The organism is Patescibacteria group bacterium, from assembly GCA_041661625.1.
GTDB lineage: Bacteria > Patescibacteriota > Patescibacteriia > JAHIZJ01 > JAHIZJ01 > JBAZUB01.
Genome location: JBAZUB010000001.1, coordinates 160,359 through 174,716 on the forward strand (window position 1 = coordinate 160,359; position 14,358 = coordinate 174,716).

Annotated in this window: 18 protein-coding genes; 5 read left to right on the plus strand and 13 right to left on the minus strand. The window is 46.3% G+C overall.

Annotated features, from left to right (window positions below; all coding sequences use genetic code 11):
• Positions 1-634: 634 nt before the first annotated feature.
• Positions 635-853 (minus strand): hypothetical protein, encoded by a 219-nt coding sequence (locus WC734_00840; GenBank protein MFA6197688.1) that lies wholly within the window; start codon positions 851-853, stop codon positions 635-637.
• Between the two features lie 262 nt (positions 854-1,115).
• Here WC734_00840 and WC734_00845 point away from each other — a divergent pair, with 262 nt between their 5' ends.
• The 5 genes from WC734_00845 (at position 1,116) to miaA (ending at position 5,713) form a co-directional block, all read left to right on the plus strand.
• Positions 1,116-1,763 (plus strand): Type 1 glutamine amidotransferase-like domain-containing protein, encoded by a 648-nt coding sequence (locus tag WC734_00845; GenBank protein ID MFA6197689.1) that lies wholly within the window; start codon positions 1,116-1,118, stop codon positions 1,761-1,763.
• Positions 1,764-1,948: 185 nt separating this feature from the next.
• Complete coding sequence (locus WC734_00850) at positions 1,949-2,698, plus strand: endonuclease/exonuclease/phosphatase family protein (GenBank protein MFA6197690.1); 750 nt, start codon at positions 1,949-1,951, stop codon at positions 2,696-2,698.
• A 303-nt stretch (positions 2,699-3,001) separates the two neighbouring features.
• The gene (locus WC734_00855) at positions 3,002-3,436 is read left to right on the plus strand and encodes a hypothetical protein (protein MFA6197691.1); all 435 of its coding nucleotides are present in this window, start codon (positions 3,002-3,004) and stop codon (positions 3,434-3,436) included.
• Positions 3,433-4,818: a MiaB/RimO family radical SAM methylthiotransferase gene (locus WC734_00860; GenBank protein ID MFA6197692.1), complete on the plus strand. Its 1,386-nt coding sequence runs from the start codon at positions 3,433-3,435 to the stop codon at positions 4,816-4,818. Before WC734_00855 ends, WC734_00860 begins: the two co-directional genes overlap by 4 nt.
• Positions 4,808-5,713 carry a tRNA (adenosine(37)-N6)-dimethylallyltransferase MiaA gene (gene miaA / locus WC734_00865; protein MFA6197693.1) on the plus strand — a complete coding sequence of 302 codons (906 nt, stop codon included), beginning with the start codon at positions 4,808-4,810 and terminating at the stop codon, positions 5,711-5,713. The genes WC734_00860 and miaA overlap by 11 nt, the downstream gene beginning before the upstream one ends.
• A gap of 47 nt (positions 5,714-5,760) precedes the next feature.
• On the opposite strand, the gene WC734_00870 is transcribed toward miaA, so the two are convergent.
• The 12 genes from WC734_00870 to nusG form a co-directional block, all read right to left on the minus strand.
• Positions 5,761-6,138, minus strand: coding sequence for a DUF805 domain-containing protein (locus tag WC734_00870; protein MFA6197694.1), 378 nt, complete (start codon positions 6,136-6,138; stop codon positions 5,761-5,763).
• Positions 6,139-6,551: 413 nt separating this feature from the next.
• Positions 6,552-6,752 carry a hypothetical protein gene (locus WC734_00875; GenBank protein ID MFA6197695.1) on the minus strand — a complete coding sequence of 67 codons (201 nt, stop codon included), beginning with the start codon at positions 6,750-6,752 and terminating at the stop codon, positions 6,552-6,554.
• Between the two features lies 1 nt (position 6,753).
• Positions 6,754-8,349, minus strand: coding sequence for an Asp-tRNA(Asn)/Glu-tRNA(Gln) amidotransferase subunit GatB (gene gatB / locus WC734_00880; GenBank protein ID MFA6197696.1), 1,596 nt, complete (start codon positions 8,347-8,349; stop codon positions 6,754-6,756).
• Positions 8,264-8,875 carry a hypothetical protein gene (locus WC734_00885; protein ID MFA6197697.1) on the minus strand — a complete coding sequence of 204 codons (612 nt, stop codon included), beginning with the start codon at positions 8,873-8,875 and terminating at the stop codon, positions 8,264-8,266. Before WC734_00885 ends, gatB begins: the two co-directional genes overlap by 86 nt.
• Positions 8,876-8,929: 54 nt before the next feature.
• The gene (locus WC734_00890; GenBank protein ID MFA6197698.1) at positions 8,930-10,633 is read right to left on the minus strand and encodes an FAD-dependent thymidylate synthase; all 1,704 of its coding nucleotides are present in this window, start codon (positions 10,631-10,633) and stop codon (positions 8,930-8,932) included.
• A gap of 9 nt (positions 10,634-10,642) precedes the next feature.
• Entirely contained in the window at positions 10,643-11,065 is a 423-nt protein-coding gene (gene dut, locus WC734_00895; protein MFA6197699.1) for a dUTP diphosphatase, read from the minus strand.
• Positions 11,055-11,618 (minus strand): AAA family ATPase, encoded by a 564-nt coding sequence (locus WC734_00900; GenBank protein MFA6197700.1) that lies wholly within the window; start codon positions 11,616-11,618, stop codon positions 11,055-11,057. The genes dut and WC734_00900 overlap by 11 nt, the downstream gene beginning before the upstream one ends.
• 26 nt (positions 11,619-11,644) lie before the next feature.
• Positions 11,645-12,076: a hypothetical protein gene (locus WC734_00905; protein MFA6197701.1), complete on the minus strand. Its 432-nt coding sequence runs from the start codon at positions 12,074-12,076 to the stop codon at positions 11,645-11,647.
• The gene (locus tag WC734_00910) at positions 12,073-12,612 is read right to left on the minus strand and encodes a cytidine/deoxycytidylate deaminase family protein (GenBank protein ID MFA6197702.1); all 540 of its coding nucleotides are present in this window, start codon (positions 12,610-12,612) and stop codon (positions 12,073-12,075) included. The genes WC734_00905 and WC734_00910 overlap by 4 nt, the downstream gene beginning before the upstream one ends.
• A 15-nt stretch (positions 12,613-12,627) precedes the next feature.
• A complete protein-coding gene (rplA, locus tag WC734_00915; GenBank protein MFA6197703.1) occupies positions 12,628-13,308 on the minus strand; it encodes a 50S ribosomal protein L1 in 681 nt (226 codons plus the stop codon).
• 54 nt (positions 13,309-13,362) lie between these two features.
• Positions 13,363-13,785: a 50S ribosomal protein L11 gene (gene rplK, locus WC734_00920; GenBank protein ID MFA6197704.1), complete on the minus strand. Its 423-nt coding sequence runs from the start codon at positions 13,783-13,785 to the stop codon at positions 13,363-13,365.
• A gap of 14 nt (positions 13,786-13,799) precedes the next feature.
• On the minus strand, positions 13,800-14,345 hold the full coding sequence (nusG, locus tag WC734_00925; protein ID MFA6197705.1) for a transcription termination/antitermination protein NusG: 546 nt from the start codon (positions 14,343-14,345) through the stop codon (positions 13,800-13,802).
• Between the last annotated feature and the right edge of the window lie 13 nt (positions 14,346-14,358).

The window sequence follows — 14,358 nt, forward strand, 5'->3', positions numbered from 1 at the left end:
AATAGAAGCGAGACCCTGGAGTAGGCTCCGTGGGTCTCGTGGGTGTGCGGATGTCTGTTGAACCTCCTATTTACCGGCCTGTAGAAGATAGGCCGCGAGCTCTTCCTTCCAGTCGGGCCACGAGAGATCTCCGAACACCTCCTGGCAGGCTTGGCAGCCGTCGGCTATCCGTCTGATGTCTTTTGCCTGGAGGACCTCAGGGGTAGCACATGATAGGTTAGGAAACATAGGGGTCTTCATATCCGCATCAAAGTGAGCCCTCAGAACCTCCTTCTCCGGAGCCGAGTCGGGGATGCATGCGAGAACACTCTCGACTATCTCCTGCGGGGTACGAGCCATGACCACCTCCTTCTATGACGACCCATGGGCCAGGACACACCACAACAATACCATTTCCTCGACAAAGTAAATTATCGCATCTTACAGAAAATGTCAATGGCTAGACGATCAATGTGGCTAATAATGGCCAAAAACACGACACCGTACAACACTGTGTATCTGGTTCCGCAAATAAGGAATTCATGATTATTTCTTTGATTCAGACTACGTTTTTAATGTCTCGAAAAAGAAAGGGAGCCCCGGGAACAGAAGTCCACGCGGGGCTCAACACAAACTGAGATCAAGCTGTCGCTTCTCAGGTGGTGATCGACGGGTCTGTAGCGGCCACCTCGACGGCCTCGTGGGGATCCATTGCATGTAGTGGCGTGACGATCCAAGGGTCATCTCCGATCTTGCTCCACTGCACCTTTATCCAAGTTCCATCGGGGAGACGAACCTCGTTACGGCGGTTGTCTGATTTTACCGAATAGATCCTTCCACCCCACGTAAAAGTAGCAGTCTGACTTGTTGCCATGGCTCCTCCCTTTTTAGGCCATTTTCGTCTCGTGGCATTACGAGACACTAATGTATATTACATTTATTGAAAAATGTCAAGGAGCAAATTGAATTGTAAAAAGTCCTAATTTAAGGTAAAATAATCAAGAATTCCTCATTTGCTCCACCCAAATCTCTCGTTCGTTTCGGGGTGCGCTCCGCGCAATTATACCCCCCCCCCACTCACTTCGAGACTTCAGATACGCCGAAACGTAATACGAAATAAATATTATCCTGACTCTATGAAAACTCTAATTCTTACTTCCAGCGGACAGTTCATCACCGCCCATAATATAGATCAGTTTTTGCCGAAGAAAATTACCGATTGTAAGATCGCATACATTATTACTGCATCGAAAAAGGTCAATGATACAGGTTATGTCGATCGACATCGGCAAAAAATGAATGAGCTGAACTTCTCCTACACGGAAATTGATATTGCCGGTAAGAATGAATCAGAATTAAAAAAGGCACTCGACGGATACGATATTATCATGGTTGAGGGTGGAAACACATTCTACTTATTAAAAGCCGTCCGTGAAAGCGGCTTTGAAAGTGTTCTCCAGGGACTGATCGAAAAAGGTGTTGTGTACGTTGGTTCATCTGCTGGTTCATATATCGTGTGTCCGTCAATTATTGTGGCAACCTGGTCAAATCGCGGTTTTGATCAATGCGGTATCATAGACTATACTGCCATGAACCTAGTGCCTTTTTTACTCAAAGCTCATTACACACTGGAGATGAGGGCAATGCTTGAAGAAAAATCAAAAGACCTGCAATATCCGGTTCGGGTGCTCAATGATGGCCAGGCACTGCTTGTCCAAGACGGAGAAGTTCAGCTCCTCGGAGGCGGTGAGGAAATTACGCTTAATCCTAAAGGACACGGATAATATTTTCATCGTATAACACGGTATATCCGATATGGATTCGTTCGCTTAGGCGGTAGCGCTCCGTGCTATTATACCCCCCCCCCACTCACTTCGAGACTTCAGATACGCCGAAACGTTGTACATAAATAGAGTTGGGACTACAGCCAGCAAAACATTATTAAATATTTACTTATTAATCCCATATTATGAGAGTTGCAACATGGAATATTGGTGGGGGTTTCATAGAATCAAATCAGAAACATGAATATGATATTGAAGATATTAACTACTTTATCCAAGAGCTAAAATCAATAAATCCAGATATTGCATGTTTCCAAGAAATTCATGTTTCTGAAAAAAATGATCAGCCAAAGATAATTGCTGATTCTTTGGGGTTTCAATATATTACGACTCATTCAATAGCGGGTTCCCATTTAAAAGATAATGATAAATTATCAATTTCTATCATCAGCAGATTCCCTGTAATTTCATCAAAATTCAATTTACTCCCTAATCCTAATCTCCAATTTGAATGGAGAGGGAAAACGGCATTTTCTCATGATAAAGGTTTCATGGAAGCGGTCTTGGATTTTAAAGGAACAAACATTAGAGTACTATCTGGGCACATGGTTCCATTCAGAAAATTTGGTAAGAATTTTTTAGATGGTGAATTTAAAGAGATTAGAAACCAAATTGAAATAATTATTCTTCATGAGAAAATGCCAAAAATAATCTGTGCTGATATGAATTTTAATGATGAAATTGAAAAGTTAATTCCAAATGTATTTGAAAATGATTTTAAATTTGTTTTAAAGAATAATCCAACAACTCCAAAAGGAAGAACTTATGATAAAATCATTGTTTCAAAAGAATGGGAATCTTCTAATTCTGATATAATAAATGGCAAGGCTGATCATTTTTTATGTTTTGCTGACATTGAATTAAAAGATAAATAGAGGAACGCCCCAACTCAAACTCAAGGGGGACGCTGCGCTTTCGCTCTACTGCGCTACGCCCACCCTCGTATAACACGGCTTATACGACATCGGTGACTTCCTTCACTGGTAGCGCTCTGCGCTAAGTTTACCAGTTCCGTTCGTCCCCGGCGTCGCATACGCCGAAACATTGTACTGTAATCTGCTTGTCATATTCACCTTTTGACCAAAAGGTGTTTTTGACATTTTGCTCAAAATTGCGTATGTTTCACTGGTATTACCTACTGTATAATAAGGATCGATAAAGTCATTTAGTATTCAACCATGGGAAGCACCCTTTGCTACTCTTTTCGTACGAATAAACATCTAGATTTGTTTCGTCAAAATGACGTTGATGTGTTTGTGTTTGGTTCGTTAAATAGCGACCTGGCAAGATTCGAGCGCAAACTGGTCAGTGAAATACCCAAACGTATTATCGGATTGGCCCATACGAAAAAAGCCACCCAGTTTGAGGCCGTGGCGATAAATACTTTTGGAAGTAACAAGAAGATTGCGCGACCCGGTCAGGACTGCTACTATCTCGATACGAATAATGCCAGTGGTTTTCAAATATCAAAAGTACCCACGACCACATTTTGTAACTGGACAATGTATAAAATAGCTGAATATATCTCTAAGCACAGCAACAATATTAAATTTTCCTTCGTTCATTTTAATGAATCTGACTTAGACAGCATAATCAAACATATTAAGTCATGAAATACTATATCCAGATCTTCGGGTGCCAGATGAACGAATCGGACGCCGAGCGGGCTCGAACAATATTGGCCGGTTTGGGATATGAACCGACCGAACACGAAAGCGAGGCCAACTTAATCATGGTGCTGGCTTGCGCCGTCCGCCAAAAAGCGGTCGATCGGATATTCGGGCGGGCGGAACGCTGGGCGCAGTATCGGGCCACCCGGCCATTTGTTACCGTGCTGACCGGCTGCGTCCTTGATGCCGACAAGCGCACCCTGAGCCAGATGTTCGATTATATCCTACCGACCAAAGACCTTAATCGCCTGCCCGAATTACTAAAATCGAAACCGACAAATCCCGTTGTCAGTACTACCGCGCCTTTGGACGAGTATTTTAGCATCGCTCCTTCGTACCAATCGACATTTCAAGCCTTTGTGCCTATTTCTTCCGGGTGCAATAAGTTCTGCAGTTACTGCGCCGTTCCCCTGACCCGCGGACGCGAGGTTTCACGCCTGCCCGATGATATCATCACCGAAGTGCTCGCTTTAGTCAGCAAGGGCTATAAAGAAATCACTCTGCTGGGACAGAATGTCAATTCATACGGCTGGGATTTTGAGGGCGTGGCGATAAATCTGCCGAAACAAAAAGTTTCGATAATGAAATCAAATGCCGCGGGTAAACTAGAAATCCAAAAACGATCCGTATCGAATCCAATGAATTTTAGCCAGCTACTGAACAATGTAGCAAATTTTGATGGCAACTATTGGATTCGCTTTATCACCAGCCACCCTTATGACATGAACGATCAGCTGATTGAAACAATGGCTCGGAATCATCGCATTACCCCCTATGTCCACCTGGCTGTTCAGTCTGGTTCCAATCATGTATTAAAAAGAATGAACCGTCAATATACGATCGAACACTATCTGGGACGGGTGGCGAAAATTCGCCAGCTGATACCAAACGCCACGATCAGTACTGATATCATTGTGGGATTTTGCGGAGAAACCGAGGCTGACTATCAAGCGACGGAAAAGCTGGTACGTAAGGCACGATTTGATATGGCCTACATCGCTCAATATTCACCCCGCCCCGGCAATGCGGCTTACGATTGGCCCGATGACGTCACGCCAGCCGATAAGCTGAGCCGCTTTAATCGCTTGAACGCAGTATTGGCTGAAGTCGCTCTCGAAAACAACCAACCGCTGGCTGGCATGGAACAGGATGTGTTGGTCGAGCGTTGTAAAAATGGCACGGCCTATGGTCATACGAAAGGCTTCAAGAATATCAAGTTCGCGACTAACATTAACTTAACCGGCCAATTTGTGCGCGTGAAAGTATCTGGCGCTACGGCTTGGAGTTTGAACGGAACATCACCTGACAAACAAGATGAAAAATAAACGTAATTACCGCAATCTTCTGATTAATGTGGTTGGCCCAACCGCATCGGGCAAGTCTGCGCTGGCCTTGTCATTGGCTAAGAAATTTAATGGCGTTATAATTTGTGCCGATTCGCGGCAAGTCTATAAATATATGAATATTGGCACCAACAAACCCAGCCGTGCGGAACGTAAAGTGGTGCCGCATTATGGCCTAGATCTGGTTACGCCCAATCAAGTTTTTACACTGTCCGATTTCATGAAATACGCCGATCGAGTTTTGACCGAAGTGTGGCAACAAGGCAAACTACCTTTTATTGTGGGTGGTACGGGTTTATACGTGACAGCTCTGGCTGAAGGATACTCTTTGTCGACAGCTGGCCCCGATGCATCTTTACGCCAAAAGTTGGTAACGAAAACTACTACCCAATTGGCGTCGTTGCTTCAGAAACTTTCCCCCGCTGCTGCACAATCCCTTGATTTAAAAAATCGACACCGAGTCATTCGCGCCCTTGAGCAGACAAAACACCATAGCAGTTCGCAAACGGCTGCCAAAAAACCACGCTATCATACCCTGCAATTGGGAGCCAGCATTGATCGCGCCAAGCTTTACAAGCGTATCAATCAGCGAGTTGACTTGATGGTTAAACAAGGCCTGATCGCGGAAGTCAAACGTTTGGCCAAGCGCTATCGCTGGTCGCGTCCGGCCATGTCTGGTATCGGCTATCGCCAAATCGGCCAATGGCTCAGTGGCGATATCAGCCGTGATGAAGCGATTGAATTGATCAAGCGCGACACTCGTCACTACGCCAAACGGCAGCTAACCTGGTACCGCAAACGTACCAATATTCACTGGATAAAAAACAGAAGTGCCGCTGCGGCACTTTGCCGGCGTTTTGTTGCCCAGAATAAATAACAAAAAAACTGGATCGTATAATTTCAACCCAGTTTTTTGTTAATACTTTATGCTGTTGTAGGAGGTTTCGGGGTGGCCATTAGCGGCTTTGATGGGCTGCCATACGCATTGTCACCGGGATTACCTTGCGTAGCCAACAGAATCAGCAGCCAGATTGAACCAATCGCCGGTATTAACGAGACGAAAATCCACGGTCCGCTCTTGCCGATATCATGCAAACGCCTAACCGTCAATCCCAAATTCGGCAGCAACAAAGCGAGCGATAGCAAATACGTCAGAGTACCCTTAGTCTTTAGAACGGCATCAATTATCGACAGCACCACAGCGATAATAATGTAAAACAAAACAAAATACCAATACTCTGCCCGGTTTGCTCGTCCATTGAATACGGCGTACTTTTTTAATGCCTCCATGAAGTAGTTCATTGTCTTTTTTTAATTAAATTATATGTAATGGTTTAATTTGATTGGCCCACATTGAAACCGCTTAGTGATAATAATACCATATTTTGCCTGAATGTTACAGTGGTCGTTGTGTGATTATATGGTGGATAATTATTACTGTTATTTACCTAATGTTAGGAAAAATTTTCACACTTTTCAACCTTTTCGCGATAAGGTTTCATATAACGTAACATTGACATTGCTGCGTTTTGTGCTAATCTCACGACATCACTTCATCATCCGAGCCAGCCACTGGCCACCAACGTGACAACACACGCGTGAGTGGATGATGCCAACCCACTAGCGACGTTTGTCAATCCCGTCCGGAAGGAACGCCCAACCCTGGCGATCTCTGGGCGGTTTGCTCCCAACGTCACCGGTGGTCCTTTTTTGTATTAAACTGGCTCGTCTTCCTGTTCGTTTTCTTTGTCATCGCTCTCAAAAACGCCAGCCTCACCTCCGTCTCCCTGACCGGATTTTATCGCCCGCTTTCTTCTATTCGCGGCCTCCAGTTCAGCGTCAGTAATTTCTTCACCCTCCATCCGCCCAAACCTGCCTTCGATATACTCCTGCATATGTGATCCACGCTCATTCATATTATTTTAGCTTACTTAGTAACGCATCCTTTATTAAATCCGGGTTCACGCTGCCTTTGGTTTCTTTCATTACTTGTCCGATCAAATATTGGAGTACGACAATCTTTCCTGATTGATATTGTGCAATTTGCTTGGGATGAGCATTTAATACCCTTACGATTATCAAATCTAAATCCTCTAAAGTACCGGCTTTGTTTAAGCCGCGTTCTTCAATTATGCTGGAGGGGTCTTGCCCGGTAGCGAACATACGATTCAAAACTTCACCCGAGATAGCCGAGTGCAATTTGCCCCGGTCAATCAGGTTGATAAATTCGGCAAAGTTTTCCGGTGTTATTTTCAAATCCTCAAAACCAGACTTGGAGTCTGCAATCATTTTTAACAGCTTGTGAATTAGCCAGTTGACCGTTGTTTTTGACAGCCGTCTTCGCGATTCCTCTGTCATAGTGGGCTCGCTTTCCAGACCCTCTGATTCCTGCCAGGCTTCCAGTTCTGACATGGTTGATTCATAATATTCCAGAAGTACCCGATCTGAGACAATCGCATCAATATCGGTAATCGAAAGCCCGTATGAGTCATTCAAACGTATGCGCGCCTGGCTCGGTAATTCCGGCATGGTGATGCGCATTTTTTCAATTTCAGCCTGGGTAACTTTCAGTGGCGGTAAATCAGGCTCGGGGAAATAGCGATAATCAGCCTCCCCTTCTTTGGTGCGCTGCTCGACCGTAATATTCCGCTGATCATTCCAGCCGCGCGTGGCGTGCTGATTGGGCGCCTGGCCCGCTTCCCAGAGCTTGGTTTGACGTTCGATCTCGTATTGCAGCGCTTTTTCGACCGATCTAAATGAGTTTAAATTCTTTATCTCTATTTTGGTATAATACTTCAACTCTCCCACTGGCCGGAGCGATATATTTGCGTCACATCGCAGATGGCCTTTCTCCATATCGGCGTCTGAAACATCCAAGTAGCGAAATAATAATCGCAATTCCTGCAAAAATCTCTTGGCTTCCTGAGGGGTGTGGAAATCAGGTTGCGTGACTATTTCCACCAGCGGCGTTCCGGCGCGGTTGTAATCAAGCATGCTTTCTCCGCTGCTGGATAGATGTGTCATTTTAGCCGTATCCTCCTCAAGATGAACGCGGATGATGCCAACTGTCTTCGTTTCACCATCAACCGGAAAAGTAAACTGTCCTTCCAGAGCGATCGGTTGGTCATACTGCGATATTTGATACCCCTTTGGTAAGTCGGGGTAAAAATAACTCTTTCGACTGAACACCGATTGATGGGGTATGCGGCAATTGAGCGCCAGCGCGATCCGAATGCCAAAATCAACCGCCTGTTCGTTTAACATCGGCAGTGTACCCGGCTGGCCAGTGCAGATTTCGCAAATGGTTGTATTGGGCGGCTGGTTTTCTCCCGCGTTGTCACAGCTGCAAAACATCTTACTCTTAGTTTTCAGCTGCACGTGAATTTCCAGGCCGATGACCGGCTCTAATTCCATAATATTATCCGTCTTACTGCCAGGTGTTGTGCTGGCGTAAAAATGCTGAAACAATTTCCAAAATATCTTCGTGCACTTGTTGGATTGACTGATTGGCATTGACGACTTTCCAATCGTACATCTCCGCCAATTTCTGATACCAGCGGCGGCATAGCTTCATGTAATCGTCCCGTCCTTCGTGCAGGTGCCGTTTTTCCTTACCCGCTAAGAAACGTTCACCGTCCAGCAATATTACCAGATCTTCCCTTAATAGCGGCTTATTCAGATCTACCAGCCAGTCCAGGTCAGCGCCCTTGGTGGCCCCCCAGGCAATCCCGGTCGCCTTATAATCCTCCGCTACGATAATCTTACCCTGCTGAATTTTTTTTCGCAGAACAGGCTCATATTGAAAACGATTCAGTACATACCACATTTGGAATTCTTCCTCGGAAATGCCTTGTTTTTTTCCGCCGCGCAATATCGAATTTATCTGCGGACCCGTCGGTTTTTGCCGGTAAACCGGATATTTCACACTTTCGGACGGCCATTTGTTGGCTTTTAAGAAATCTACCAGTTTTTCAACCTGGGTTGATTTACCGATATTGTTTATGCCATACACAGCAATGAGATAACCGGCTCGTTTCATGGGTTTTTTTGTTTAGTTAAGTATATCACAACCACCCGACCGCTATCGAGCAACCTATAGGGTATCTAAGTGGCCGATCTTCTTGTCCAAATCTTTTTCTTTGACGCGTTGTTTAGCTTCGGCGTCTCCCCGCGCCCATTGATATTCATGATAATCAACGAACTTCATCAAATCGGCGCGCCAAGCCGAACGTTCCTTAATTTTCTGATGCATTAATTGCGCCACCCGGCGATAACCGGAATGGCCCTGTGGTGTGGTTCGTAATTCCAATAAATGATAGGCCTCCCGCTCGTTGAAGGCCATCAACCAGCGCACGTTAGAACCGTGCAACGTGGCATACGAAGCGGCGATTGGAAAATCCTTAACTAAAGTATTATACAAATTTACCGACCGATCATGACATTCCCGCACCTTGGATTCATGGCCAGCGGCTATTATATCCGGTGGCATATTGAAACCTAATAAGGGAGAAAATCGCTGGCGTAATTGCGATGTCATCCGATGTCGCATCAAGTCTTTGTATACCCCAAAGTCGGTTACCAAATCAAATGTGTAGTCATAGCCGCTTTCGAAGGCCCGGTAGGGACGATCACGCCGGTTGCGCCGGTTTCCCACGTAGCCATTAATCAACTTTTGACGTTGTTCGTGCGTCATTTGACCGACGATCTTTACCAGCTGATTAAGCGGGTGCTTCGAAGTTGGGTATAACATTAAAGCCAGGGTCAGCTGATCCCGGATTTCATTCATGGTTTTCTTCACCAAATCTAGCGTCACCACTTGGCCAGCCAGGCAGTGGGCCAGGTAGCTGGCGCCGTTGTCATACAATGCGACCGGCTCATCAGACATCGGTTTGACATGCTTTAGATATTCTTCGCTTAATTCCTGTTGTCGTTGCTCGCATTCATTTTGATAGGCGTTGGTCTCGGCCCGACGGATATACACCGGCATTACCTGATTCAATTGCGCTTGCGATGCATTGCCCAACATATTCGCCTCTGGCAATGAACTGGAATACAGACTTGACAGCATGCTTTGGAAAAAGCGCCCATTGCCAAATAGGCCGACATTTGTCCGCGTAGCTAACGGCAATATAGCCCGTAGCGCATCGCAAGCCCGGGTTCGGATATCGGACTGGTAGGTGCGCTTAAACGCTTTTTGATCCGCCGGATCGGTTAAATCGACCCAGCGCTGTTTAATGCCCTGGCCTTTTATGTCATATTCGGCCTGTTCTAGCGATTTCAACTTGCGGTAATACTCCTGCATCGGCTCAATCAGGTCGCAGTAGGTCTGAAACAGCCAGTCCATCGTTTCGATATACAGCTGAGCGTAGGGCGATGAAGCTATGGCCGGATCAGTGTAATAGCGAAAGTGGCCATGGTCGTCCTTTTGATCATAGAACACGTACCGTGTCGATTGCTCAATCGGGGAACCGCCGATGCGGCACTCTTCGATCTCCTTGGTGGCCAAAATGGATATTTCTTCAAAAGACAGGTGCGCCCCTTCCAGCTCGCCGACTGAATCATCCCCATAAGCAATTAAAACGCGCTGAATGAGCTCGGAAGCGTGCTGGTGGTCAACTACGCCCTCCTTGATAAATTCCTTCAGCAGGACCTCCCTGAAGCCTCCCTTAGCTCGGCTGTAACGAGCGTAGGCGGCACCAGTCAATCCGGCTAAATTGGTGACGCAAAATACATTACCTATCGGGTCGGTAACATATCTCTTTAGCAACTCTATTTCTTCGTGAGTTAATTTTGTCATTGAATATGATTATCGCCCGGTGCTGGCATATCGCCCATCGGCGCGGGTGGTTTGGGTTAAAGTATCAGTTTCAACAATGGTGGCACGCTCAACTGGCTGGATTAGGATCTGGGCTATCTTATCACCTTGTTTAATCTGATATGGTTCATGGCCGGTATTATACAACCCGACCACGTATTCACCACGATAACCGGCATCGATCACGCCAGATAAACAGTGTACACCATGCTTATGCGCTAACCCACTTCTGCTCCAAATTAAAACCACATAGCCATCGGATAGCTCGGCCGCAAAGCCTAATTTAAAAGTGTGTTGTTGGCCGGGTTTAAGCAGATATTCTTCACGGCTAAATACGTCCATACCGGCATCACCAGGATGGGCATATTCGGGCAAACGAGTATCGTCGTATAGTTTGTGAACCTTAAATTCCACGCAGTTTCTTTAATATTTTATCAATTTGATCAAACAAATATTCCCGGCTGCCCTCATTGATAATCATGAAATCGGCTCGGGCGATCGGTCCGGCTTGGTGAGCGTCTTCAATCTGTGAATAGTCCCGTGATATGGCCTCCGCTTCGCTTAATGGACGCACCGGACGATGTATCAACCGCTGTATCCGGGTATGAGGAGAAGCGAAAAGCGCCAGCACGTAAAAATTATCGCCGAACTCTCGCTTGGTGACCCTGTATTCCTCCCAACTGTAAAAACTCTCCAGAACAACGCTGGATGTTTGGTAATACTTCTTTATCTTGGGCATCGATATAATGGCGCAGGCACCCATGCCACGTTGCGCCCTAATGTCATTCCGCGTTACTTTTTCATTATCCTCGTTGATATCTAAATTGCGACGTTTCATCTCGTCGAATATTACGTCGCCAAAATATACCTTGGGCCATCCTGTCTGCTTGAGAATATATTGAGTGGCTTCGGTCTTTCCTGCCCCAGGCAGACCAACCACCGCTAAAACTATCTTTGGTTCAGGCATATACCCAGAAGGTATTGATTGTTCTTTTATATTTCCTGCAGTATCAGGTCGATCTTATAATGCAACTCTTCAATACTGCCATCATTGACGATGTTATAATCAGCCAACTTCCGGCATTTGAATAATTTCTGCCCAGCATCACTAGTTAATTCAGTAGTTTCACGTTGGCGGAATTCGGCAAATGTACCCGGTTTCCCTTTCTGGCTGGTTTTCAAACGTTCGTAAAGTATCGGCATGGGAGCTTCCACGCTCCACAGGGAAAATCGTCCGCATTGCTTCAGCGCCGCCACTTCTTCGGGCGTCTTTAGATCATCAAAAACGTATTCACCGTTGGGCAATTTCGCAACTTTGGCCAGATTCTCCGCCGAATATTTAAGCAACTCAAATCGCTTAGTTTGGAGATATGCGGCCACAGCCGTCTTTCCAGCAATGGCATATCCAGTTAAGCCAATGATCATAGTTTTATCTCCTTGAGATTAACTTTACCTTCGGGAGCGTCGATTGTTTCGATTTGATCGGAAAACATTTCCCGGATTGTTGTATTCCAATCAGGATTAGCTCGATAGTTGTCTACTATGATTCCGGCTTTTTTTAAATATTCTACCGCTGCCTCACCGCGATAAAGCTGCCCAATCACTACCCGCTTGATACCGGCCGATACCACGTATTTGGCACAATGAATGCAGGGGTTGTATTTGGCATACATGGTTGAGCCAATCGTACTCGGCCCACCCGCAATGGCTATTTGCAGAATGGCGTTGTGTTCGCCGTGAATTGTTCGGACGCAATGTCCCTCTTCTATAAGATGGCCGACGTCGTCACAATGCGCCAATCCCTGTGGCGAGCCGTTGTAGCCGGTGGATATGATCCGGTTATCTTTTACCAAAATTGCGCCGGCGTGCAGTCGATCACAAGTGGATCGAGTAGCAATAATACGCGTAATTGCCATAAAATAATCGTCCCAGTCTGGACGGTGTTGGTTATTTATGGACATAGGCATGCGGGATAATTATAGACTGACCCTTATCCCCGGTCCCATTGTTGAGGCCAGGGTGATATTGGCAATGTATTCCCCTTTGGCTGTGTCTGGTTTGGCGCGCCGCACCGCTTCAAGCAGCGCAATATAGTTGGCTTTCAGCTTTGCCGCGCCGTGCGATACCTTGCCGATCATCTGGTGAATATTACCGGTTTCATCGGCCCGAAACGCCACTTTGCCGGATTTCAACTCGCGCACGGTCTTGACCACGTCTGCCGTAACTGTTTCGTTCTTGGGATTCGGCATGACGCCTTTCGTACCCAATAGTTTGGCAATCTGGCCCAGCGACCGCATCATTTCCGGCGTGGCAATGGCAATGTCAAAATCAATTTTCTGGGTAGTTTTGATCTTCTGGATCAGATCGTCACCGCCTACAATGTCTGCTCCGGCTGCTTTAGCCTTTGCCTGGTCGGCTTCACTGGCGATAACCGCAATCACATTTTTACGGCCGGTTGGGTTGGGCAGCTGGGCAGTTGATCGTACTTGCTGGTTGGCTTTTTTCGTGTCGATACCTAAGTGAATATGGACGTCAACCGAGGAATCAAACTTGGTTTGAGCGGTTTGCGCCACCAATTCTAACGCTTCGTCGATTGGATAAGCCTTAGTCGTGTCCACCATCTGATTGACGGTCTGATAGCGTTTGCTGCGTTTCATGCTGTTCTCCTGGGTGGTGCGAGCGGCTGCGAACAGCCTCCCACCCTAAATTAATTATTCTATCGTGATACCCATATTCCGGGCTGTGCCGGCAATGATGCTCATCGCGGCATCGACGTCGTTAGCATTCAAGTCGGGTAATTTTATCTCGGCAATCTCTTTTAATTGCGCCAAGGTGATTTTGCCGACTTTTTTACGTAATGCGTTATCCGAACCTTTTTGAATACCGGCCGCTTTCATAAGCAGTACGGCGGCGGGCGGCGTTTTGGTGATAAACGAGTAAGTTCTATCCTCAAACACGGTGATTTCTACCGGCGTAATGTCTCCGCCTTTGTCTTTGGTTTGAGCATTGAACTTTTGGCAAAAATCCTGAATATTCAAACCGTGCTGACCCAGCGCCGGCCCAATTGGCGGCGCGGGCGTGGCGGCTCCAGCCGGAATCTGTAACCTGATGACTGTCTTAATTTTCTTAGCCATATAGTTCGGTATTATTAAATCTTCTTTATCTGCAGGAAGTCCAGTTCCACCGGAGTTTCGCGACCAAACATTGAAACCAGGATTTTGACCTTGCCACGGGACTCATCGATTTCACTGACCCGGCCTTCAAATTCTTTGAACGGCCCGTCAATTATTCTCACGGCCGAGCCGACCGACACATCAATCTTGTATTTCGGCTCCTCAACGCCCATTCGCTTTTGGAGCGATTTCACTTCTTCGTCTGATATCGGAGTTGGCGTAGTACCGGAACCAACAAATCCGGTTACATTGGGCGTATTGCGCACCACATACCAAGAGTCGTCGGTCACCACCATCTCAACCAGCACATATCCTGGAAAAATCTTCTCGGTCACAATCTTACGCTTGCCGTTGCGGATCTTTATCTTCTTCTCGGTTGGAATCAGAACATTATAAATCTTATCCTCCATATCCATGGATTCTATGCGCTGTTTCAGGTTGCGGGATACGTTTTCTTCGTAACCGGAATAGGTGTGAAGTACGTACCATCTTCGTCCGTGCGCGGCTGTTTGCTTTGGCATAGATGTCGCTGTT